Origin of the sequence: Acinetobacter lwoffii (genome assembly GCF_015602705.1) — a bacterium.
Lineage (GTDB): Bacteria > Pseudomonadota > Gammaproteobacteria > Pseudomonadales > Moraxellaceae > Acinetobacter > Acinetobacter lwoffii_E.
On the sequence record NZ_CP059081.1, the window covers coordinates 2,765,170 to 2,787,474 of the forward strand.

At 44.4% G+C, this 22,305-nt stretch carries 24 protein-coding genes and 2 tRNA genes; 11 read left to right on the forward strand and 15 right to left on the reverse strand.

Translation table 11 applies throughout. The features are described 5' to 3' along the window. Nucleotides 1–3: 3 nt before the first annotated feature. Nucleotides 4–744 carry a LytR/AlgR family response regulator transcription factor gene (locus H0S56_RS13150; protein WP_004278633.1) on the reverse strand — a complete coding sequence of 247 codons (741 nt, stop codon included), beginning with the start codon at nt 742–744 and terminating at the stop codon, nt 4–6. A 69-nt stretch (nt 745–813) separates the two neighbouring features. Then, nucleotides 814–1,968, reverse strand: coding sequence for a sensor histidine kinase (locus H0S56_RS13155; RefSeq protein WP_004278635.1), 1,155 nt, complete (start codon nt 1,966–1,968; stop codon nt 814–816). Between H0S56_RS13155 and argH the strand changes: the two genes are divergently transcribed. Together argH and H0S56_RS13165 are read left to right on the forward strand one after the other, a co-directional pair. Beyond that, nucleotides 1,959–3,389, forward strand: a complete 1,431-nt coding sequence (gene argH / locus H0S56_RS13160) for an argininosuccinate lyase (protein ID WP_195725255.1) — start codon at nt 1,959–1,961, stop codon at nt 3,387–3,389. The two genes, H0S56_RS13155 and argH, sit on opposite strands and share 10 nt — an antisense overlap. A 15-nt stretch (nt 3,390–3,404) precedes the next feature. Beyond that, a complete protein-coding gene (locus H0S56_RS13165) occupies nt 3,405–3,674 on the forward strand; it encodes an oxidative damage protection protein (protein WP_004278636.1) in 270 nt (89 codons plus the stop codon). Nucleotides 3,675–4,336: 662 nt separating this feature from the next. On the opposite strand, the gene pgsA is transcribed toward H0S56_RS13165, so the two are convergent. From pgsA to uvrC, 3 genes are all read right to left on the reverse strand, one after another. Beyond that, a complete protein-coding gene (pgsA, locus tag H0S56_RS13175; protein WP_016806864.1) occupies nt 4,337–4,924 on the reverse strand; it encodes a CDP-diacylglycerol--glycerol-3-phosphate 3-phosphatidyltransferase in 588 nt (195 codons plus the stop codon). A 107-nt stretch (nt 4,925–5,031) separates the two neighbouring features. Next, nucleotides 5,032–5,826 carry a thioesterase family protein gene (locus H0S56_RS13180; RefSeq protein ID WP_195725257.1) on the reverse strand — a complete coding sequence of 265 codons (795 nt, stop codon included), beginning with the start codon at nt 5,824–5,826 and terminating at the stop codon, nt 5,032–5,034. 115 nt (nt 5,827–5,941) lie between these two features. Continuing rightward, nucleotides 5,942–7,741, reverse strand: coding sequence for an excinuclease ABC subunit UvrC (gene uvrC, locus H0S56_RS13185; protein ID WP_005108089.1), 1,800 nt, complete (start codon nt 7,739–7,741; stop codon nt 5,942–5,944). Between the two features lie 225 nt (nt 7,742–7,966). Between uvrC and H0S56_RS13190 the strand changes: the two genes are divergently transcribed. Continuing rightward, entirely contained in the window at nt 7,967–9,028 is a 1,062-nt protein-coding gene (locus H0S56_RS13190; RefSeq protein WP_195726095.1) for an AAA family ATPase, read from the forward strand. A gap of 17 nt (nt 9,029–9,045) precedes the next feature. Here the strand turns inward: H0S56_RS13190 and H0S56_RS13195 are convergent, their stop codons facing one another. Next, entirely contained in the window at nt 9,046–9,459 is a 414-nt protein-coding gene (locus tag H0S56_RS13195; protein WP_005105414.1) for a PH domain-containing protein, read from the reverse strand. Between the two features lie 586 nt (nt 9,460–10,045). Here H0S56_RS13195 and fadB point away from each other — a divergent pair. The 3 genes from fadB to H0S56_RS13210 all read left to right on the forward strand — a co-directional run bounded on the left by fadB (nt 10,046) and on the right by H0S56_RS13210 (nt 14,023). Then, nucleotides 10,046–12,196, forward strand: a complete 2,151-nt coding sequence (gene fadB, locus H0S56_RS13200) for a fatty acid oxidation complex subunit alpha FadB (RefSeq protein WP_195725258.1) — start codon at nt 10,046–10,048, stop codon at nt 12,194–12,196. 12 nt (nt 12,197–12,208) lie between these two features. Beyond that, the gene (fadA, locus tag H0S56_RS13205) at nt 12,209–13,381 is read left to right on the forward strand and encodes an acetyl-CoA C-acyltransferase FadA (protein WP_005108092.1); all 1,173 of its coding nucleotides are present in this window, start codon (nt 12,209–12,211) and stop codon (nt 13,379–13,381) included. Nucleotides 13,382–13,519: 138 nt separating this feature from the next. Further along, entirely contained in the window at nt 13,520–14,023 is a 504-nt protein-coding gene (locus H0S56_RS13210; protein WP_004278644.1) for a glycine-rich domain-containing protein, read from the forward strand. Nucleotides 14,024–14,042: 19 nt separating this feature from the next. Here H0S56_RS13210 and H0S56_RS13215 read toward each other — a convergent pair whose 3' ends face one another. Next, entirely contained in the window at nt 14,043–14,378 is a 336-nt protein-coding gene (locus H0S56_RS13215) for a hypothetical protein (protein ID WP_004278645.1), read from the reverse strand. Next, on the reverse strand, nt 14,369–14,833 hold the full coding sequence (locus H0S56_RS13220; RefSeq protein ID WP_195725259.1) for a hypothetical protein: 465 nt from the start codon (nt 14,831–14,833) through the stop codon (nt 14,369–14,371). The genes H0S56_RS13215 and H0S56_RS13220 overlap by 10 nt, the downstream gene beginning before the upstream one ends. Nucleotides 14,834–15,009: 176 nt before the next feature. Between H0S56_RS13220 and H0S56_RS13225 the strand changes: the two genes are divergently transcribed. Beyond that, nucleotides 15,010–15,390, forward strand: a complete 381-nt coding sequence (locus tag H0S56_RS13225; RefSeq protein ID WP_195725260.1) for a hypothetical protein — start codon at nt 15,010–15,012, stop codon at nt 15,388–15,390. Nucleotides 15,391–15,487: 97 nt separating this feature from the next. On the opposite strand, the gene tehB is transcribed toward H0S56_RS13225, so the two are convergent. The 7 genes from tehB to H0S56_RS13265 form a co-directional block, all read right to left on the reverse strand. Further along, nucleotides 15,488–16,351: an SAM-dependent methyltransferase TehB gene (gene tehB / locus H0S56_RS13230; protein WP_195725261.1), complete on the reverse strand. Its 864-nt coding sequence runs from the start codon at nt 16,349–16,351 to the stop codon at nt 15,488–15,490. Between the two features lie 216 nt (nt 16,352–16,567). Beyond that, nucleotides 16,568–16,840 (reverse strand): hypothetical protein, encoded by a 273-nt coding sequence (locus tag H0S56_RS13235; protein ID WP_195725262.1) that lies wholly within the window; start codon nt 16,838–16,840, stop codon nt 16,568–16,570. 109 nt (nt 16,841–16,949) lie between these two features. Further along, complete coding sequence (locus H0S56_RS13240; protein WP_195725263.1) at nt 16,950–17,699, reverse strand: hypothetical protein; 750 nt, start codon at nt 17,697–17,699, stop codon at nt 16,950–16,952. A gap of 172 nt (nt 17,700–17,871) precedes the next feature. Continuing rightward, nucleotides 17,872–18,384, reverse strand: coding sequence for a hypothetical protein (locus H0S56_RS13245; protein WP_265088334.1), 513 nt, complete (start codon nt 18,382–18,384; stop codon nt 17,872–17,874). A 221-nt stretch (nt 18,385–18,605) separates the two neighbouring features. Next, nucleotides 18,606–18,681, reverse strand: a tRNA-Phe gene (locus H0S56_RS13255). 137 nt (nt 18,682–18,818) lie between these two features. Continuing rightward, a tRNA-Phe gene (locus tag H0S56_RS13260) sits at nt 18,819–18,894 on the reverse strand. Between the two features lie 203 nt (nt 18,895–19,097). Then, the gene (locus H0S56_RS13265) at nt 19,098–19,475 is read right to left on the reverse strand and encodes a GNAT family N-acetyltransferase (protein WP_004278652.1); all 378 of its coding nucleotides are present in this window, start codon (nt 19,473–19,475) and stop codon (nt 19,098–19,100) included. Between the two features lie 96 nt (nt 19,476–19,571). On the opposite strand from H0S56_RS13265, the gene hisB reads away from it, so the two are divergent. The 4 genes from hisB (at nt 19,572) to H0S56_RS13285 (ending at nt 22,194) form a co-directional block, all read left to right on the forward strand. Continuing rightward, the gene (gene hisB, locus H0S56_RS13270) at nt 19,572–20,165 is read left to right on the forward strand and encodes an imidazoleglycerol-phosphate dehydratase HisB (RefSeq protein WP_004729244.1); all 594 of its coding nucleotides are present in this window, start codon (nt 19,572–19,574) and stop codon (nt 20,163–20,165) included. Then, the gene (hisH, locus tag H0S56_RS13275) at nt 20,165–20,782 is read left to right on the forward strand and encodes an imidazole glycerol phosphate synthase subunit HisH (RefSeq protein WP_195725266.1); all 618 of its coding nucleotides are present in this window, start codon (nt 20,165–20,167) and stop codon (nt 20,780–20,782) included. Before hisB ends, hisH begins: the two co-directional genes overlap by 1 nt. A gap of 130 nt (nt 20,783–20,912) precedes the next feature. Next, nucleotides 20,913–21,410 (forward strand): DUF805 domain-containing protein, encoded by a 498-nt coding sequence (locus H0S56_RS13280; RefSeq protein WP_168730635.1) that lies wholly within the window; start codon nt 20,913–20,915, stop codon nt 21,408–21,410. A gap of 124 nt (nt 21,411–21,534) precedes the next feature. Continuing rightward, nucleotides 21,535–22,194 carry a 3'-5' exonuclease gene (locus tag H0S56_RS13285; protein ID WP_168730634.1) on the forward strand — a complete coding sequence of 220 codons (660 nt, stop codon included), beginning with the start codon at nt 21,535–21,537 and terminating at the stop codon, nt 22,192–22,194. Nucleotides 22,195–22,305 lie beyond the last annotated feature (111 nt).

The following is a 22,305-nucleotide window of genomic DNA, read 5'->3' on the forward strand; positions in this document are numbered from 1 at the left end:
CTGCTAAAGCTTTTGAATCCGATCTCGTAAAAACGGTAAATGTCGCCGACTAACCGCCAAACGATCGTCCAGCTCACGACAACGTACCTGATACTGACCAGAACTCACCACTTCCAGACCATCCAGATAATGCACCGAGATCAAGGCATTACGATGAATCCGGATAAACTGGTTCCCAAACTCCTGCTCTAACTCCTTTAAGGTTTCATCAATCAATACACTGCCGTTTTTATGACGCACAGTGACATATTTCTGATCCGCCAGAAAATAATAGATATTTTCAACTGGCACCAATTCGACACCACGATAGGTCTTTGCCGCAATCTGCTGGCGGCTGATATTGATTTCGTCCATATTTTCTTTTTGTTTTAGTTGGCTCATTTGAGCTTGGGTAAGTTTAGTTAAGTGCTCTAAAACCTGTGCCAATTCCTGTTGCATCACCGGTTTAAGCAAGTAGCCTTCGGCATTTGATTTAAATGCATCCAGCGCATGTTGGTCATAGGCCGTACAAAAGACAATGGCCGGCATTGGATCCAGTTGACGCAAATGTTGCGCACAAGCTAGTCCATTCATTTCAGGCATTTGAATATCTAATAGGATGACATCGGGTTCGTATTGGTGAGCCAGATCAATCGCTTGACGGCCATGGCTTGCTGTCGCCACCACATCATGCCCCAGTTGAGAGACCAAACGTGATAAACGCTCGACGGCCAAAGGCTCATCATCACAAATCAGGATGTCCATTTCTCCTCCTTACCCAGTTAACCTCATCAGATGAATGATAAAGCCAACTGCGATTTCTTTGATTTATTTTTATTTATATTGATATCGCACTACCGTCGTAAACATCCCTTCGCCGGCAAAGGTTTGAAAAGTCACACTAGGTCCATAATAAGCTTGCAGACGCTGTCTAACATTTTCTATTGCAATACCATGTCCCTTTTTTAAAATTTTATTATCCTGTGCATAAGGGTTGGTTATGATGATATTAATTTGATTTTGCAATATTTCAACCAATATGCTTATGGTACTCTTTGTGAGAATTTTTTCAACTCCATGGAAAATACTATTTTCTAACAAGGGTTGTAAAGTTAATAATGGAATTTGAACTTGTGAGTATAAGTCTTTGTTTTCTAACTTCCATTCCACCTGCAAACGCTCACCTAGACGGATCTGCTCAATCTCCAGATAGCGCTGGCACAGATCAATTTCCTCCTGCAGGTTGACCAGTTTTAATTCCTGAAAACTGGCACGAAATAACCGTGACAAATTCAACAGCATGTGCTCGGCTTTATCCGGATCGATACTGATCAGGCTGATCACACTATTCATGCTGTTAAACAGGAAATGCGGCTGAATCCGTGCCTGCATGGCCTGAATTCTAGCATTCAGCTCGCTATGCTGCTGCTGCTCCCATTGTTCACGCAAGTAAAGATAACGAAAACAGAAGGTTCCCAGTAAAATTCCCAGACTTAAATGGAGTCCAACCTGATCCAGCGCAATCGCCAGGTTTAAATCCTGAAAATTAAAATTCTGTCCAAAATATATCAAGATATTCAGGTTCACCGTAGTGAGCAGTACAATTGCCTGTAACAGCAGAAATCCAGAAATCAAAGCCAGTTTGATTCCCATACGTTGAAAGGCTTGATGGAACAGCTCGACCAGTGCTGCAAAACATAACAGTACCCAGTTGATATACAGGATATATTGCAGCAGGTGCATTCCATTCAAAGCCTGCCAGGATTGCGCTTCTGCAAGCGCCAGAATCATGGCCAGAATATTGCCGCCAGCAAACAGTTCCAGCAAATAGCGTAGATTGCCGATCTGGCTAAAAAAATAGGAATTTTGCGTCTGTTCGTTTATCGATGTAAAAGATTGAGCAGATGTGACTTCGGCAATGGGCTTTGAATTTGTTATACTCTTTTTCGTTCTACTGCTTTTAATCTGATTGAGCCGACATGACCACATCTTCTAATTCCTCTAATCCATCACACGCCCAGACTTCGGGTATGTGGGGCGGTCGTTTCTCTGAAGCGACTGATGCTTTTGTTGCTGAATTTACAGCATCTGTTCAATTTGACCAACGTTTTTATAAACAAGATATTGCAGGCTCGATTGCCCATGCAACCATGCTGGCCAAAGTGGGCGTACTGACCACGCAAGAACGCGATGACATTATTGAAGGTCTGACAGCGATTCAAGCCGATATTGAAGCAGGCAACTTTGAATGGCGCATTGATTTAGAAGATGTCCACATGAACATTGAGTCACGCCTGACTCAACGTATCGGCATTACTGGCAAGAAACTGCATACCGGTCGTAGCCGTAATGACCAGGTGGCTACAGATATCCGTCTTTATGTACGCGATGAAATCGATAGCATCCTGGAATTACTGAAAAAATTACAAAAAGGTATTTTAAGCTTAGCGGCTAAAAACACCGACACCATCATGCCAGGCTTCACCCACTTGCAAACCGCTCAGCCAGTGACTTTTGGTCATCATCTCATGGCTTGGTTTGAAATGCTGGTACGCGATTCAGAACGTCTGATTGATTGCCGTAAGCGTGTCAACCGTATGCCGCTTGGTTCTGCTGCACTTGCAGGTACTACTTATCCAATCGACCGTGCTTATACTGCTGAACTGCTAGGTTTTGAAGCTGTTGCTGAAAACTCGCTGGATGCAGTATCGGATCGTGACTTTGCGATTGAATTTAATGCGGCTGCATCTTTAATCATGATGCACTTGTCACGTATGTCTGAAGAACTGATTCTATGGACGTCTGCACAGTTCAAATTCGTGAACATTCCGGATCGTTTCTGTACTGGTTCTTCGATCATGCCGCAGAAGAAAAACCCGGATGTGCCTGAACTGGTACGTGGTAAAACCGGTCGTGTCTATGGCGATTTGATGAGCCTGCTAACTTTAATGAAAGGCCAGCCACTCGCCTATAACAAAGACAATCAGGAAGACAAAGAGCCATTATTTGATGCCATCGACACAGTTCGCGGCTCACTCATGGCATTTGCCGACATGATTCCTGCACTGGTTCCAAACATTGCTGAAATGCGCGAAGCAGCACTGCGTGGTTTCTCAACTGCGACTGACTTGGCTGATTACCTGGTGAAAAACGGCGTGGCATTCCGTGATGCGCACGAGATTGTAGGTAAAGCAGTTGCACTCGGTGTACAAGAATCTAAAGACCTGTCTGAATTAACACTCGAACAACTGCAACAGTTCTCTGACCTGATTGAAGCAGACGTATTTGAAAAAGCCTTAACTCTTGAAGCCTCGGTAAATGCACGTAACCACATTGGTGGCACTGCGCCTGCTCAAGTGAAAGCAGCCATTGAGCGTGCACATGCACGTTTGGAACAACTTTACGCATAATTTTGGAGTATGGATATGTCTCGACAAGTTTTTTGCCGTAAGTATCAGGCGGACATGGAAGGTTTAGACTTTGCTCCATTCCCGGGGCCAAAGGGTCAGGAATTGTTTGACACCGTGTCTAAACAGGCTTGGCAAGAATGGCTAAAACACCAGACTACGCTAATTAATGAAAAGCGTTTGAACGTGTTTGAAGCAGATGCGAAAAAGTTTCTTGAAGAACAGCGTGAAAAGTTCTTTAACAATGATGCATCCCTAGAAAAAGCCGAAGGGCTGAAGCCTGAGTAAAAAAGAAAGCACTGCTTTTCTTTTTTACGTAAGACAAGGACGAAGTCCGCGTAGATTTTAATCCAAAAGAATCTCCAACTTTGGAGATTCTTTTTTATGTGTTGTTCTAAACATTACTCAAGACCAGCTAAGCACGTAGTTTTGAATGTAAAGAGCTCCCCATACAGAAGCTTTTCACATTAAAGCCCTGCTTTTCTTTTGTTACACGAGACAAAGATGAAGTCCGCGTAGGCATAAATCTATCCCCTATCTCAGGGGATTTTTTGACTAAATCTAGCAAATCTTACTAACCAATATTTAGGGCACAAAAAACAGATTTTCACTTATCCTATTTCGTCTATCGAGTCAGTCACTATCCTGCTGAAAAACATTTAGATTTGTATCAAAATAATGGATTGTAAAAGCAATATACAGAGTATTCACAAAACACAACATTCTGCTACAAGAAGCCACATGATTAAAAAAAACTGTCTCTCTATAATAAGCCCTAAGAAGATGAGATATCTTTGAATAACTATAATAATAAGCAACAAATACCCCGATTTTATCCCAGTTCTTCCCCCAAAGGCTGGGTATTTTTTTGCCTGCAATTTGCCGATTGGCTTGATAATTTAAGCGCATAAAAAAAGCCCCCTTTCAAGGAGCTTCTCTTTTCATTTCGATTAAGGCTGTTTCAGATATGGCCAAGCCGCTTTCAGATAAATGAACATCGACCATAAGGTGAGTACCACTGCGGTGTATAGCAAGGCATACGCCAGCATTTCCAGCGGTGGCCAATTTAACAGAAATACGGTGATGGCGATCATCTGGAAAGCAGTTTTGTATTTACCCACCGTTGAAACCGCAACATTGGTCCGCGCACCGAGTTCTGCCATCCATTCACGCAGGGCTGAAACGGTAATTTCACGCGAAATAATCACAATCGCAGCAAAAGCCATCGACATGGAAGGCTGCCATTGCACCAGTACAATCAGTGCAGCTGCGACCATCAATTTATCTGCAACTGGGTCGAGAAAACGTCCAAAAGCAGAAGTCTGGTTTAATGTACGTGCCAGATAGCCATCAAACCAGTCCGTTACCGCAGCCACCACAAAGATCGTGGTTAAAATGATATGCCGCGTCATATCGGGGTTATGGGCATCAAAGCCCATGGCAGGCGGCCAGTAAGCCACCAATAAAAATACCGGAATAAGAGCGATACGCGCCAAGGTCAAGATATTTGGAATATTCAGGATACGACCTGTAGTCATAGACACCGCCAATTGTTCCCCTCATGTACGATGAAAATGCACACTTTTTTAGAGGTTTGATCCATCATTAATAGGCTTCACTTTATACGAATTGACTTGCAGTGTCACTAGGCAAACACCGTCACTGTTTGTCTTGCCATCGCAATCAGGCGATTTTCGGCATCCCAGAGATAGGTATGCTCCGTCGCATAACCATCCGCAGCATAGTCGGTAAATACTTTATATTTAAACCAATCATGCAATTGATGTTGAACCGGATGCACATAGGTCACTGTCCAGGTCAGACTACTCGCAGGTGCCATGTTTTTAAACATCGGTAACACCCCGGGTGGCCAGATATCAAAGATGGCCATCAGGTCGGCGACCAAAAATTCACGATTGTGATGCTTTTCAGGATGAAATCGGCACCAGCCACCAAAGTCCGGACGAGGACTGGCACTACAAGGCAGATTGATATCCGCCCAAGCCACTTCGAAATGGTCATAACAGTCTGGCATGCCATAACCCGCAGGAATCTGAAACAGCTGCTCTGGCACAGCATAGTCAGGTGCTTGAGCTTGTTGCTGTACCTGAATCTCTGAATCACGGGAAATACCGAAACTGGCAATCAGAATACTTTGCACCGCGTCGTCCTGCCATAAGCGCACTTCAATCGTGGTCACCGACTTGCCCTGCCGCAGGATTTCGGCACTCAGTCGTACTTTGGCTTGCTGAATCGGGCCGACAAAGGTCACACTGCAACTCAGCAAATGCTTGGCCGGATCATTGATGTGAGTGACGGCTTTTTGCATCATCATCGCGGCAGCCAGACCACCATACAGAGTACGACCCTGTAACCATCCCTGTGGAAACTCTACCCATTCCTGTTCGGCAATTTGTGCATAAAGTGCATGTAAAGACATGTTGATCCCTCAGTAAGTCTTGATGCTCAGTATATTCGGCAAAATTCTTCAGGTTGTGAATGTCACGTGACCCAAGCGTCAATGCGCACTTTGGCCCTTGCATTTAAGCCACGCGTCATTCATGCAGCACTTTATAAATCATCCGGGCCATGACTGAACCCAGTCCCGGTACCAGTTGCAGATCTCTTTCTGAGGCTTTCAGTACGCCCTGAATCCCGCCAAAATGGGTCAGCAAATCCCGACGGCGTTTTGGTCCGAGCCCCGGAATAACTTCCAGCACTGATGAACCACGCTTTTTATCGCGTTTGGCACGATGCTTGGTAATCGCAAAGCGGTGTGCTTCATCACGTACCTGCTGAATTAGATGCAGTGCCTTATGATCCTCCGGTAATTGAATTTTACTGCCATCGGTAAAGTGCAGGGTTTCCAGACCAGGCTTACGTCCCTCACCTTTGGACACACCGACCATAAAGGCATCCAGTCCCAGTTCCTGCATGACTTCCATTGCCATGTGCAATTGCCCCTTGCCACCATCAATCAGCAGCAAGTCTGGCAACAGGGCTTTCTTATAACGACGGGTCAGCGCCTGACGCATGGCGGCATAGTCATCGCCCGCCTGAATATCGTGAATGGAAAACTGGCGATAATCGCGCTTGCGCGCACCACCACTATCAAAGACTACACAGGATGCCACGGTATCTTCGCCCATGGTATGTGAAATATCGAAGCACTCGATCCGGTCTACAGGATGGCCGACCACCTGCTCCAGCTGATGAAAACGCTCATTTAATTCTATATGATTGGCCAGCTTGCCCTGAATCGCGTGCTGTACATTCATCTGCGCCAGTTCCAGCCATTCGGCCCGGGTTTCGCGGACTTTGGACTTGATCTGGATTTTCTTGCCAAAATGCTGCGACAGTGCTGCTTCCAGTTCCTTACGATCAGCCACTTCCAGATTGACAATCAGTTCAGCCGGGATTTCATCTGCTACCTGAAAATAAAAATTGGCAATAAAATCGGCCAGCATTTGCCCCAGGTCATCACTAAGCATATCCGGGAAATAACTTTTTCCACCCAGCATTTTACCGTTGCGCACATGCATGATCTGCACACAGGTCACACCGGCCTGATAGGCAATCGACAGGATATCCGCTTCGCCTTTGAGCTTATAGATCGCCTGCTGCGACTGCACATCCCTTAACAGCGCCATCCGGTCCCGATAGAACACCGCTTTTTCAAATTCCAGCGCTTCAGCGGCCGCTTCCATTTTTGCGATCAGTTCCTGATTCAGCTCCTTGGTATCGCCCTGCAAAAAGCGGATCGAGTTATCGACATCTGCCTTATAGTCTTCCGGAGAAATAAATCCGACACAGGGCGCAGAGCAGCGTTTGATCTGGTATTGCAGACATGGCCGGGTCCGGTTGGCAAAAAAACTGTTTTCACAGGAACGCACATTGAACAGTTTTTGTAGCACCACCAGAGTATCCCGGGCGGTATACGCACTCGGATAAGGTCCAAAAAACTTGCCCACCTGGTGCTTGCCCTTGCCGCGCCCACTGGCTAAACGCGGATAGGGTTTATCTGCCGAAACAAAAATATAGACATAAGATTTGTCATCACGCAGCATGATGTTATAGGGCGGATGATGCAGCTTGATCAGGTTCTGTTCCAGCAACAAGGCTTCAGTTTCAGAACGTACCACCAGGGTCTGGATATCATAAATCCGTGCCACCAAGGCCTGGGTTTTGGGATGATCCAGCGTTTTGACAAAATAGCTGGAGACCCGGTTTTTCAGGTTTTTGGCTTTACCCACATACAATAATTCGCCGTCTTTGCCATACATCCGGTAGACCCCGGGCAGACTGGTCATATTCGCCAGGATTTTTTCAATATGGGGGCGTGCGTTTTCGTTCACCTAAAGCCTATTTTTCACCTACAATCTGCAGATATATGTGATGATTGTTGCGTCATTTTCAAGCAAAAACACAAAATTCCCCTGAAGTTGCCATCCAATCTTAAAGTTACTGTCGGGTTATCCCCCCAATCTATAATCCTCACGACATAACCTAATTGTTAAAAGCTATAAATTTCAACCTTTAACTTTGTTATGCTCAAAAAGTCTAGTTTTGAGATGATTCGCATGACCATGCAGCAATCGGACATTCATATTGTTCAACCCTCCACCTCCACCCATAGTCTGTCTGAACGTGATCGCCTGATTGGTAAACCGCGTTTTCATTTCGAGCCAAATAATGTAATGCAGCTGCTACGTGAACGGATTATTGGGCAGGATGCAGCCCTGAATGAAATTGAAAAAATGCTGCATGTGGTCAAGGCAGATTTTTCCAGTCCGGATCGCCCTTTGTCGGTTACCTTGATGCTGGGTCCTACTGGCGTCGGTAAAACAGAAACTGTGCGTCTGATTGCCGAAGCGATCTATGGCCGCCCGGATGCCTTTTGCCGGATTGATATGAATACTCTGGCACAGGAACATTATGCAGCGGCTTTGACCGGCGCACCGCCTGGTTATGTGGGATCAAAGGAAGGTCACAGCCTGTTTGATGAAACTGCGATTGCCGGCAGCCATACCCGGCCCGGCATCATGCTATTTGATGAGCTGGAAAAAGCCAGTAACGAGGTGATTCGCGGCTTGATGAACGTGCTGGATACTGGCCGGCTGACCTTAACAGCGGGTACCAAAACTATCGATTTTCGCAATTGCATGATCTTTATGACCAGCAATGTCGGGGCACAGGCGGCGCAGCAATATCTGGACAAACTCAGCTATCTGCCTGAGAAAATGCAGGCACTGTGTCTGAAGCGCGTTCCCACCCAGCGCATCATTGAAAAAGTCATGCAGCGTAAATTCGACCCTGAATTTCTGAACCGGATTGACCGCAGCCTGCATTATCAGGCGGTACAGCATGATGCCCTGCCACGTCTGGTCGAAATTGAACTGGATAAACTGAACAAGCGCTTGCAACATCAGCAACGCAGCGTGCATTTAAGCGCTTCAGCCAAAGCCTATTTCTATCAGGACCATGATATTCGTTACGGCGCCCGACATTTGGGCCGCAAGATGCGTACCGAACTGGAGCCGATTCTGGCGCTGTATTTTTTAAACCAGCCTGAGCAGTTCAGTCTGCATCTGGACTGTGTCGATGGACAGCTGGTGGTTCTGCCTGAGCAAGCAAAAGCTTAACTAAGGCAGACTCGATATCAGTTTTTATTCGGCTGAAGCACCTGTATAAAAGCAGTTTGATCTTTGGGTGAAACCAATATAAATTTCTGCACGCCCGCATCAGTATAGTCAATCCGCAGACGCTTTAAAGATAAGGCTGGCGCAATGATAGAGTGGTCTGTGGGCTGAATGGATTGGATTTCACTTAAGGGAATCTTCCAGCTTAACCACAGGCTTTTTATGGTCAACACCCCATTGTCCATCACATAGCGCGTACTCCACAGCGGCCACCATAAAATGATAATAGTCAGGACATAAACCGCAGTGTGCAGCGGATATTGCTGCATAGTGCCTTTGGCCTGCATGGTCAGCAGTAGTTGCAGCAACAGGCCACTCATACAAATCACAAAAGCCAGCAGCCACCAGTCTTTTTTAGAACGAAATACGTGCATCGATATCCCCCATATCTAAGTGCAAGATCATCATAAACAATTCCATAGCAGATGACAGGGATTCAACCCGGCAGGATGGAAATTATTTTAAATCACACATCGACAGGATCGTTCCCATTTTCGATCTCATCAGAAAAGTTCAGTAACTCAAATGATCTAATACACTGTTATTTGTGCTGATTAAATACTATCAGCAAAGACCTGAAAGCCCTGCGCTCAGCATACTTCGAGGCTAAAAATGGCAAGTTCAAGGATAGAAATTGACTGAATTGACAAAATTCCGCTAGAAATGCACCTTGAAAATCAGTCACCCTGCTCCATATCTATCAGGCTGATTGATAAAAAATAATGAATTGAAACAAAATCTTTGGTTCATCTTCTTTTAGAAAACTGAAAGGAAAAGTTATAGCGGGGCGGATCAGTCTGGCAGAAATTGATGACCATTGCGTCACGGCTTGATACAACTTGTTATGTTCTTTTTGGATATAGTTATCGTAAGATTAGCGAAGTCAAAAAGTGCGCGGGACATGCGCACTTGCTTCACAACATCAACTTAGAAGTCCTCCAAAATAAAGGAGATCAGGGCATGATCCACGCTGGCAATGCCATTACCGTCCAAATGCTTGAGGACGGGATTGCAGAATTCCGCTTTGACTTACAAGGTGAGTCCGTTAACAAATTCAACCGTGCAACGATTGAAGATTTCAAGGCTGCTATCGAAGCCGTCTCCCATGCCGATATTCAAGGTCTGATTGTGACTTCAGGCAAATCTACATTTATTGTAGGTGCTGATATCACTGAATTCGGCGACAACTTTGCTCAGGGTGAACAAGCGATTGTTGACTGGGCAATGCCAGTACATGAAATTTTTAACAGCTTCGAAGACCTCGACATTCCTAAAGTGGCTGCCATTAATGGCATGGCACTGGGTGGCGGTTTCGAAATGTGCCTGGTGTGTGACTACCGTGTCATGTCAGAACAGGCACAAGTGGGCCTACCTGAAATCAAGCTGGGTATCTTCCCGGGCTTCGGTGGTACAGTGCGTTTAAGCCGTCTAATCGGTATCGACAACGCGGTAGAATGGATGGCAATGGCCAATCCTAAGAAGCCAGCTGCTGCACTGAAAGACGGCGCAGTCGATGCTGTCGTTCCTGCTGACAAGCTACAAGATGCTGCACTTGATCTGGTAAAACAGGCGATTCATGGCCGTTTAGACTGGAAAACCAAGCGTCAGGAAAAACTCGATCCAGTTAAACTCAGCCCGATCGAACAGATGATGGCGTTTAACTCATCGAAAGGCATGGTTCTGGCAAAAGCTAATCCAGCTCAATACCCTGCACCAAAATTACTGCTTGATTCTCTTCAAGCGGGTGCGAGCCTGCATCGTGATGACGCGCTGAAAGCGGAAGCTGAAGGTTTTGCTAAAGCAGCAGTCACACCACAAGCAGGTGCCTTGATCGGTTTGTTCCTGAATGACCAGATCGTGAAAAAAACCTCGAAGCGCTATGAAAAAGGTGCGCATCCAGTGAACCAGGCGGCTGTTCTAGGCGCAGGTATCATGGGTGGTGGTATTGCTTACCAGGCGGCAAGCAAAGGCACACCGATCATCATGAAAGACATCGGTAACCAGCAACTTGCTTTGGGTATGAAAGAAGCTAACGGTTTACTGACCAAACAAGTTGAACGTAAGAAGATGAAGCCTGCTCAAATGGGTGAAACTCTTGCGCGCATCCGTCCGACTTTAAGCTATGACGAGTTTAAAGAAGTGGACATCGTGATCGAAGCCGTGACTGAAAATCCAAAAGTCAAAGGTATCGTACTGAAAGAAACTGAAGCGAAAGTTCGTGACAACACGATCATTGCATCTAATACTTCTACGATTTCAATCACGCGCCTGGCTGAAAACCTAGAACGTCCTGAAAACTTCGTGGGCATGCACTTCTTTAACCCGGTACATATGATGCCACTGGTTGAAGTGATTCGTGGGGCGAAGACTTCTGACGAAGCGATTGCAACGACTGTAGTACTTGCTCAGAAAATGGGTAAAACACCAATCGTGGTCAATGACTGCCCGGGCTTCCTCGTGAACCGCGTATTGTTCCCTTACTTCGGTGCATTTGACCTGTTGCTTAAAGATGGTGCTGACTTCCAGCAAATCGATAAAGTCATGGAAAAATTCGGCTGGCCAATGGGCCCTGCTTACCTGATGGACGTTGTCGGTATCGACACTGGCGTACACGGTGCAGAAGTGATGGCTGAAGGCTTCCCGGATCGTATGAAACCTGATTTCAAAGGTTCGATTCAGGTGATGTACGAAAACAACCGTCTGGGTCAAAAGAACGACGTTGGTTTCTACAAGTATGAACTTGACCGTAAAGGCAAAAAAGCCAAAGTGGTTGATCCAACTGCGTATGAGCTTGTGGCATCTGTTGCAACTGCGGAAAAACGTGAATTTGACGCTCAGGAAATCATTGATCGCATGATGCTGGCTTTCTGTAACGAAACTGTTCGTTGCCTGGAAGACAACATTGTAGCCACTGCTGCTGAAGCAGATATGGCTATGATCATGGGTGTTGGTTTCCCTCCATTCCGTGGTGGTCCATGCCGTTACATCGATCAAACTGGTGTAGCTGAGTATGTTGCGCTTTGCAATAAGTATGCGCACCTTGGTAAAGCTTATGAAGCGCCAGAAATGTTGCGCGAAATGGCTGCTAACAACAAAAAATTCTACGGTTAAGGAGCAACGTGAATGGCTACTTTAAATCCACGTGACGTTGTCATCGTTGATGGCGTACGTTCAGCAATGGGTAAAACCAAAAACGGTATGTTCCGCAATGTACGTGCCGACTCGATGTCTGCTGAGCTTGTCCGTGCCCTATTGGTACGTAACGAATTCGACCCGCATGAAGTTGAAGACGTAATCTGGGGCTGTGTGAACCAAACCCTAGAACAAGGTATGAACATTGCCCGTAATATCGCATTACTGGCAGACTTGCCGAAGACTGTTGCAGGTCAAACGGTGAACCGTCTTTGTGGTTCGTCTATGCAGGCGATTCACACTGCGGCTGCGCAAATTGCGACGAACCAGGGTGATATCTTCATCATCGGTGGTGTTGAGCACATGGGCCATGTGGGCATGATGCACGGCATCGACCTGAACCCTGAAGCGTCTAAGCATTATGCCAAAGCGTCGAACATGATGGGCTTAACTGCTGAAATGTTGGGTCGTATGAACGGCATTAGCCGTGAAGAACAGGATGCGTTTGGTGTGGAATCACATCGCCGCGCCTGGGCTGCGACTGAAAACGGTCTGTTCCAGAATGAGATCGTCGGCATTGAAGGTCATAATGCAGATGGCTACAAAATCCTGTGTGATATCGATGAAGTGATCCGTCCGGATGCGAACCTTGAATCGTTCAAATCTTTGCGTCCAGTCTTCGATCCGAAAGGCGGTACAGTAACTGCAGCGACTTCTTCAGCATTGTCTGATGGTGCTTCTGCAATGTTGCTAATGTCTGCTGAACGTGCTCAAGCTTTAGGTCTTAAGCCACGTGCTGTAATTCGCTCTATGGCGGTTGCAGGCTGTGATGCGGCGATCATGGGTTATGGTCCGGTTCCAGCAACGCAAAAAGCGTTGAAACGTGCTGGCCTGTCAATTGCTGATATTCAGACTTTTGAATTGAACGAAGCCTTTGCTGCACAAGGTCTATCTGTTCTTAAAGGCTTAGGCATTTATGATAAGCAAGACATCGTGAACCATAACGGTGGCGCGATTGCATTGGGTCACCCATTGGGTTGTTCTGGTGCGCGTATCACAACAACATTGCTGAACGTAATGGAACAGCAAGATACGCAAATCGGTCTTGCGACGATGTGTATCGGCCTAGGTCAAGGTATTGCGACCATTATCGAACGTGTTTAATTCTTAAATACCGAGATAAAAAGAAACCCCGCTTAATGCGGGGTTTTTTTGTCCCTTAAAATTCCCCAATCCAAATAAAGCTACATGGCAATATTTCCTACATAGCAACAACGCTATAAACCTACTAAGGAAAAAGAAATGGGAAATTTAGCAATAGACTTTAACCATAAAGCTACTCTAGCAAGCTCAAATATGCCGACTTCGGTTGAGAGTTTAAATTTCAATAAATTAAAATTTAAATTAACATCAGGTAAAGAAGCAACCATGTCAAAAAAAGTTTGCGAATTTGCAGAGCAAGAATATAAACGTTTTCTAGCGTTAAAATATTTCTATCCAAAAGAAACGCTAGTACCTAATAAACTTGTTGATGAGTTTTGGCATGCTCACATTTTAGATACTCGAAATTACCACATGGATTGCTTGAAAATTTTTGGAGCTTATCTGCACCACTATCCATATTTTGGAATCCATGATGAAGTCGACCAACAAAATTTGAAAGATACTTTCCAGCGAACTAAAGAACTTTATGAAGTTTGGTTTGGCCCATACCCTGATTTCACAATTGAAGCACGCTGTGGTGATGATCACGCCTGTCACGCTCCTTCAAGCTGTGCATGTCGTGTACCTGGTGCATGTAAATAGCTTTTTATACTGGGCAGTATCACTGCCCAGTTGCCTTACATAAGGCTTCAATTGCTGTATCTATTTGTAAATCTAATTTCTTAGAAAATTTATTGTCTGTATTCTTTTCCCACTGCTTATATTCAAGAAAAAATATATATTTCTTCAATGCATCTTCTTTCTTAATGGTTAATGACCCTTGTTTTGCCCTCTGAATATCTTTTTTTAAGCGCTCATAAAAAGAAGTATCTTCATCGGAAAATGCATCGCTAAAAGCCTTTAAATTACCTGTATAAACTTCTTCAATTAAGTTTAAAAACTTTTCCAAATTAGGGTTTAAATTTAATTGATCTTTTTCATTATTTTCTAAATGCATTCATTTGTACCTGCATCAACCACTTTAGGATCTAACTTACCCCATAGTGGATAATTAGTATTTTCAACTATGTACGTCGTAAAACATGTACATGTCTTATCAATACGTTCAGCATCCCATCTTTTCTTTTGCATAGCCAAATTTGCCTTACAATTAAGATCAAACTGCCTAACCTGCTTATCAGTCCAATTAGTTTGAATTTTCGAATAATTAATTTCAGTGGGTTTGAGAGCGTCTTTTATTTGATCTATGCCTACACCACCAGCAACCCCAATCAATCCAGCAATAACAAGAATTTTCATAAAACCTGATTTAGGTTTTTCTTTATTAATGAAAATTAATGGATTTTGGCAAGTACCACAATGATAAAGACCTTGATCACCAATTTGATTAAGTTTATTTACTGTATTACAAGATGAGCAAGTAATATATCCATTTGTTTGAAGGTCGCCCACTACAATCTCTAAAATAATTATTTGTTTTAAATAATTATAATTCTTAACTAGATGAAATGTTATCCCTTTGTAATTTCAGTTGAAAAATCAACCAACAAAATCCTATTTATAAAGCACTTAAATTTTATAAATGTATGATCAAGCCTCTTTTTTTCTATTTCCTTAAAAGGGTTTATATGAACATGCTTAAAACAATGATCGCGACTGCAATCGTAGCGACTTCTGCATCTGCAATGGCAACTGAAGCTCAAGTTGCGCCAGCAACTGTTGTAACCAAAACAACCCAAACTGTTGCCAAAGAAACTGCTGCACCTGTACAAGCGAAAGTTGAAGCTGCTCAAGCGACTGTTGCTGCAACTCAACAAGCGGCTGAAACTAAAGCTGAAGCAGTAAAAACAGAAGCGACGACTCAAGTAGAAACGGCTCAAGCTACAGCAGAACAACACGTTGAAGCTGCGAAAACTGAAGCAGTAGAAACCAAGGACGCGGCTGCTGAAAAAGCAGAAGTAAAAGCCGAGAAAAAAGGCTGGTTCTCTTGGTTTAAAAAAGCGGCTTAAGCTTTTTAAAGGAATAAAAAAAAGATGTCAGCCTGACATCTTTTTTTTGTTTCGGATGATTTAATTTATTTTTAGGAATTAAAAGACTTAATCTTATTTAAACCTTGTGTGCCAACATGGTGGCAAAGTGCTGTTTAATCCGCTGGCCCTGCTCATCGACACGATACAGCTCACCGATATCTTCATTGTATTTCACAATATTCCAGCCCTCATAATACCCTCGCAACTCCCCCGGCTGAAAAGCAAATGGAAAATCGGCTTGTGCCGGAATATCTGGCGTATCCATGGCACAAACAATCAGGTTATAGCCACCTGGCACGGTCGCCTGCTGCATCTGTGCAATGAGTGGTGGAATGGTTTTCGCCTCAAGGAACATCATCACTACAGTACAGTAGATAAAGTCATATTGGCCTGCAATGCTGGTATCCGTGTTGAGATCGCGGCGCTGTACCTGCACATGATCAATCTGCTCGGTCTGCACAATCTGTCTTAAGGTTTGCAAACTGTTTTCGTTGACATCCCAGGCATCGACCTTAAAGCCGTTCTGGCTCAAATAAAGCGCATTACGCCCTGTACCGCAGCCGACGTCCAGCGCACGACCACCTTTTAAATAGGGCATGGCCGCCAGCACTTCAGAATGGGTAGGATTCAACTGATATTTCTTGATAAAGTAATCCTCAGGCCGGCAGTAAAAACGCAGCTGGCATTCGACATCTTCACTGGCAGAAACAATTTTGTGCCAGGCCTCAGGCTCAATAAATGGCGGTTGCTGCTCTGGTGTAAACACATGCTCGGATTGCACTGCACCAGATTCTTCTAGCATGGCAAAACGCAGCTCACCTTTTAATACTGTCAGTTTCGCCCAGGTGTCGGCTTTGGTATTGTGCTGATTCTTGAAGCCCTGAGGAATACTCTGCTGGGTCCAGACTGGAAGTTCCTTATAACATCTCAACTGTTGCATAATTTTTGCCCTCCATATCATCCATGCTCCGCCTGTCATTCTTTTGGCAGCGGTAATTAATTCAGCATAGCCTGTTCAAATCGGAATTGGAATCAGCGCCTGTTCGCGCTGTGCCGATGCAACAGCAAGATCAATACCAGTTTTCTGTCAAAATAAAAAAGCTGCCTCTCTTGAGACAGCTCGGTTGTATATCAATTAAGGAATATGGCGATTCGATTAATGCAGCAGTTCCGACTTCAGCCAGCTCATGTATTTATCCTGATCCATAAAATCTGGTGCGCCCCCCAGATCCAGACTGAAATACTGCTGATTGAACTGAATCACAATCTGTTCGGTATAGTGCCAGTCCTCAATCAGCGTGAAATATTGATTCAAGAACATTCGGTTCTTATCCCCGTTATTCATTCTTTGTAATTTTGGATCTGTTTTATTTGCGACAAACTCACCGTACACCTGCTGAATATCAGCAAAAACCTGAATTGTTTGCATGACTCACCTGCTTGAATGTTATGTCGTGATCTGTGCGACCCCTTCAATTTAGCAAGCGAGTTTGAACAGCAGATGACAGTCCGATGGCAATCCTGTCATCTAAATCAGGTTACAACTTGTTTTCAACCGCTTTCTGGTTGGCGCTCGCAACTCGTTCCATCTGCTTATTCAGGTGCAGCATTTCTTTATACAGCGCATTAAACTCTTGCACGGCTTTATCGTCATAGAACATAAAGGTGTTATTTTTCTTTTGCCATTTATGCTTTTTCAATACTGCAAATAAAGCATCAGCCTTGGCCAGAGTCTGTTTTTCAATTTCAAAAATGACATGTGCATTACTATTTTGCTGACTGTCTTTCAGGGTTAGGCTCAGTTGCTGGCGATAACGGTTTTTAATATCCAGTTGCTGTGCCTTTTCGATCAGTTCGGCATCGCGCTGCTGGATTTTCTGCTGATAGCTATTCACAATTTGGTGGACTTGCTTGAGCATAACTTCAGTTTCTTTATAGCCTTGGGCCTGATCCTTGGCCAGGCGGTCAATATTCAGAAAATTCTGCCAGTTAGCAGTTTTTAAATCGCGTAGATACTGATTACGCTCCTCGGCACTGTCACGCAATTGCCCCAACATAAATTCAGCCATGATGGCATAGTCGCCCTCCAGACGGTCATCTTCAAGCTCAAGCTGAATCGGTTTAGACCAGTCCTGTGCCTGCTGCGCAATACTCTCGGTTTTTTCTTCAAGCACGGTTTCATATTCGAGCAGCTCAGCCTGATGTTTTTGCTGAACCGAATTCTGATAAAACAGCCCAATAAAAATTGCCAGCGTCACAGCGGCTATAATTATAAAAACACGCGGCATGTATACGCTCCAGCTCTGTCAGTCAGATCTTGTTGATGTACATCCACTATGCTTATTTTTTAAACACTAATCAATTCTTCTATACAAAACCTCTGCAAAGGCACGGACCGTTCCAACAGGAAATTTGATCAAAATTCCTGTTTTAATCTCGTGCTGAATCGTTTGATTTTATCTAGCAACCGTTCGCCGAACACCATTCATTCAGCAGCGCCCGATCAATATTGTTCAGGTTGAACTGTTCTCGGGCAGTCTGAACTGAGGTTGCATTACGGTTAATGCCAAAGGGCACCAGCATCAGATAAATACCATCACGTGGGTCAGCAGAGCGCAAACCATCTGCAATCGCCTGCACATACTGTTGCAGACCGGATGGCAGGCTATCCAGTCGTGCCGGATTGCTGCTAGGTAGAATTTCAATATCACCCGCGAAATCAGCATTGACCGTGTAGTCCTGCAGTTCGCGTTCAATTTTCATCAGGCGCATTTGCAGGGCCTTACGCTGGCTGTTCTGCTCCTGATAAGGCAACATTTTTTCAGTCACGGCGCGTAGTTCCGGTTCCGCCATGACAGTCAGAGTCGGCAAGACGACGGAATCAGCAGCAGGCGCAGCATGGCTTAATATCGGTAAGCTAAAAACAGTACAGGCCGTAAGAAAGCCGAGTTTAATTGGTGTTAGGAGATTCATCATTTTCACCCTCGTTTGGAAAAGGGAAAGTGTCAAAGCTAAATCTTACAAATAATGCCAGTGCCTATTGTTAAGTTTGATAAACGGTCAATGATGCATAAAAAGGCAGGAAACCTAGAAAAAGAACAAGTTGAAACAACTGAAAAATAGAAAAGAGTGCTGATCTGGCTTTGGTGTAGGCAAAAAAAATCCCCAAACCAAGTTTGAGGATTTTTTGAATATGGTGGCGAGACCCAGGATCGAACTGGGGACACACGGATTTTCAATCCGTTGCTCTACCTACTGAGCTATCACGCCGATGCGGTGTATTAAGCCGTATCTGGCCTCATTAGTCAATCAAAATTATGAAAAAAATATTTGAGTGGCTGATTTTTGGCCTAAAAAAAATCCCTGATGGGATCAGGGATTGAAAACTTTGAAATCGTTTTAAAATATGGTGGCGAGACCCAGGATCGAACTGGGGACACACGGATTTTCAATCCGTTGCTCTACCTACTGAGCTATCACGCCGATGTCGCGTATTAAACAGTTTCAGCTGTAAATCGTCAAGAGCAGACAGAATAATTTTTATCAAATGTTTACTTTTCCATCAACTCATGTCTATTTGAGTCATAAATCGAACAATGTTTACCAAAGACCTCAGCAATAAAACAGATTTAAGCGCTTATTTACATAAAAAAGCAGCCTAACGGCTGCTTGATATTGCTCTATTTTCAGATTTTTTCCAGATTGGCCAGACAACGATGAATGGCCCCACAGCCCGGCACAAAGTTTTTCACGCCTTTTTCTTCTTCCATGCGGCAAACTTCGCTCACCAGCCTTTCTGCAACGCCACGACCACGGTTGGCCGGATGTACGACGATATTTTCCAGAATCCGGCTTTCACCCTGTCCGGTGCACCAGATTGCCCCAATAATTTTGCTATTAAATTCTGCGCTATAAACTGAGGTATACTGTGCAAGGTTTTGCTCTAGTTGTTCCATGGCATCTGCCCCGTCACTAAATTCAGGGCTCGTGTCATACAGTCGCTCAAGCTGGCTGCGCACTTCGTCATTTTCTAAAGAAGTATAAGCATGTACGGTGATAGGCATTGATAAACCCTCCTGAGCAATCTAATATGCGGTGACTTCGTCACGGCGAAAATATTTTCTACATCAATCATTTTGACGTATTTGAGGAACGTGTCTATGACAGATCGTATCAGTGAAGTGGTAAGAAATACCAACGAAACCAAAATTCGAGTTCGTTTGAATCTCGATGGTACTGGTCAAGGCACCTTAAACACGGGTATTCCCTTTTTAGATCATATGATTGATCAAATCAAGCGTCATGGCCTGTTTGATATTGATATTCATTGTGATGGCGACCTGGAAATTGACGACCATCATACTGTGGAAGACTGCGGTATTACGCTGGGTCAGGCATTTGCACAGGCATTAGGCGATAAAAAAGGCCTGAAACGCTATGGTCATTTCTATGCGCCACTCGATGAGTCTTTAAGCCGTGTCGTGGTAGATCTGTCTGGCCGTCCGGGTCTGTTTATGGATATTCCATTTACCCGTGCCATGATCGGCCGTTTTGATGTGGACCTGTTCTCTGAATTTTTCCAGGGCTTTGTAAACCATTCCTTGATGACGGTGCATATCGACAACCTGAAAGGCAAAAACAGCCATCACCAGATCGAAAGCGTATTTAAAGCATTTGCGCGTGCGCTGCGTATGGCCTGTGAAGTGGATCCACGTGCTGCCAATACGGTAGCTTCAACCAAAGGTACACTGTAATGACCCGTATTGCCCTTCTTGATTATGGCATGGGAAATTTGCACTCTGCGGCAAAAGCATTAGAACATGTCGGTGCCACGGTAGATGTGACCAATGATCCTAAACTGATTGCGCAAGCAGACAAGATTGTCTTTCCGGGCGTAGGTGCGATGCGTGACTGCATGCAAGGTATGCACGAAGCCGGGATTGATGAAGTGGTACGTAATGCCGTATTTAACAAACCGGTACTGGCCATTTGTGTCGGCATGCAAGCCTTGATGCAGCATTCGGAAGAAAATGGCGGTACCGATGCACTGGGTATTTTCGAAGGTGCGGTCAAGCATTTTCCGGAAATGGCGGGTTTAAAAGTGCCGCATATGGGCTGGAACCAGGTGCATCAGGCCGATCCAGAGCATCCGATGTGGAACAATATCGAACAGGATGCACGTTTCTACTTTGTACATAGCTACTATGTAGAGCCACAAGATTCAGACTTGGTGGCAGCTACTTGTACCTATGGCATTGAGTTCTGTACTTCAATTCATAAAGAAAACCTGTTCGCGACCCAGTTCCATCCGGAAAAAAGTCATACTGCCGGTTTGCAGTTATTGAAAAACTTTGTGGAATGGAAAATCTGATTTTCCTTTTCTCTAAAAGCTCGCAGATTGCGGGCTTTTTTATTGGTTATTTTTTACACTTTTCATTTATAAAAAACCCCTTTATCATAGACTTGCTTATAAAAAATATAATAAAAACAAAGGAAAAATAATGAGTAATACAATTCAGGATTCGGGGTGGAATGCATCAGGACGTTTTGGGCGACGTTCTTATATCGCATGGAATATGCTGCTTGGTTTTTGCTTTATGAGCATCGGGATCATTGCTGCTTTCATTTTGCCTGGAATGAGTCCAGAGACTTTAGATGGTAAAATGTCCATGCCTTTAATGGTGGTGTTGGTTTTGATCTACGGCCTTGCGATTTATTTTAGCGTAATTTTTTTAATTCGTCGTTTACATGACCGTAATCATAATGGCTGGCTTTCTTTACTGATTTTTGTGCCGGTCGTGAACCTTGTCTTTACACTTTACCTGCTATTGGCGCCAGGTCATAACGAAAGTAATGAATATGGTCCACCACGCACGACACGTGGCTGGGAAACGCTTTTGGTGGTGCTGTATCTGGTACTCGCGGTTATTTTGGCAGCCTTTGCTGTCCCTGCTTATCAGAATTATGTTGAACGTGCTCAACAGGCGCAGATGGAATAGAGTAGCTATCACACTGATTAATCCTTGTTAAATTTTGCATAAAGCCCATTCTGCATGGGCTTTATTTTTGCCTAGAGCTGGAAAAGTGATTAAGCTGAACGCATTCATTTCATGATTGAAGCTTATGCAACAGCTGCTGGACACTTTACCAAGCAAGGAACAAATTCAGGCCTTTCCTGTATTTCAAAATCTTCCGATGCAACAGATTCAGGTGATTAATCGTCTGGAACAATGTCATGCTCTTGAACAGGAGCTAAAAAGCTGTGCAGTTCTGGGTTTCGATTCTGAATCCAAACCGACCTTTAAAGTTGGTGAGGTTTCTACCGGGCCACATCTGATTCAGCTGGCCACTTTAGACAAAGCCTATTTATTTCAAATGAATGATGTGATCTGGGATTTTCTTAAACCGATCTTTGCCAGTCGAGACCAGATCAAGGTCGGTTTTGGCCTGAAAAATGATGCGCATCTGTTCCGTAAAAAAGGCATTGAACTGAATAGTGTGATTGAACTGTCTAAATGTTTTAAAGCTTTTGGTTTAAACAATCCGGTCGGATTAAAAAATGCCATGGCGTTATTGTTTCAGTTGAATTTTCCTAAATCCAAACGGATTAGTACCTCGAACTGGGCCAGCAAGAAGCTAAGCCCGGCACAAATTGATTATGCAGCCGCAGATGCCTACGCGCCCGTGCTGGTATTTGAAGAATTACTACGTCGGGATTTATTACCCAGAGAGATTCCCAATACTTCATTAAAATTAAGAATCCGTCCTTCATCGACGGCTTAAGCGCTTAAGTGGCGTGTTGGTTCTGGTAACTTGATGTACGTATGAAAGCTGTGTTGAGCGCGTTCGTTGAGAGAGCTGTGACTTTAGCAGATCTTACCGCTTCGATTATCG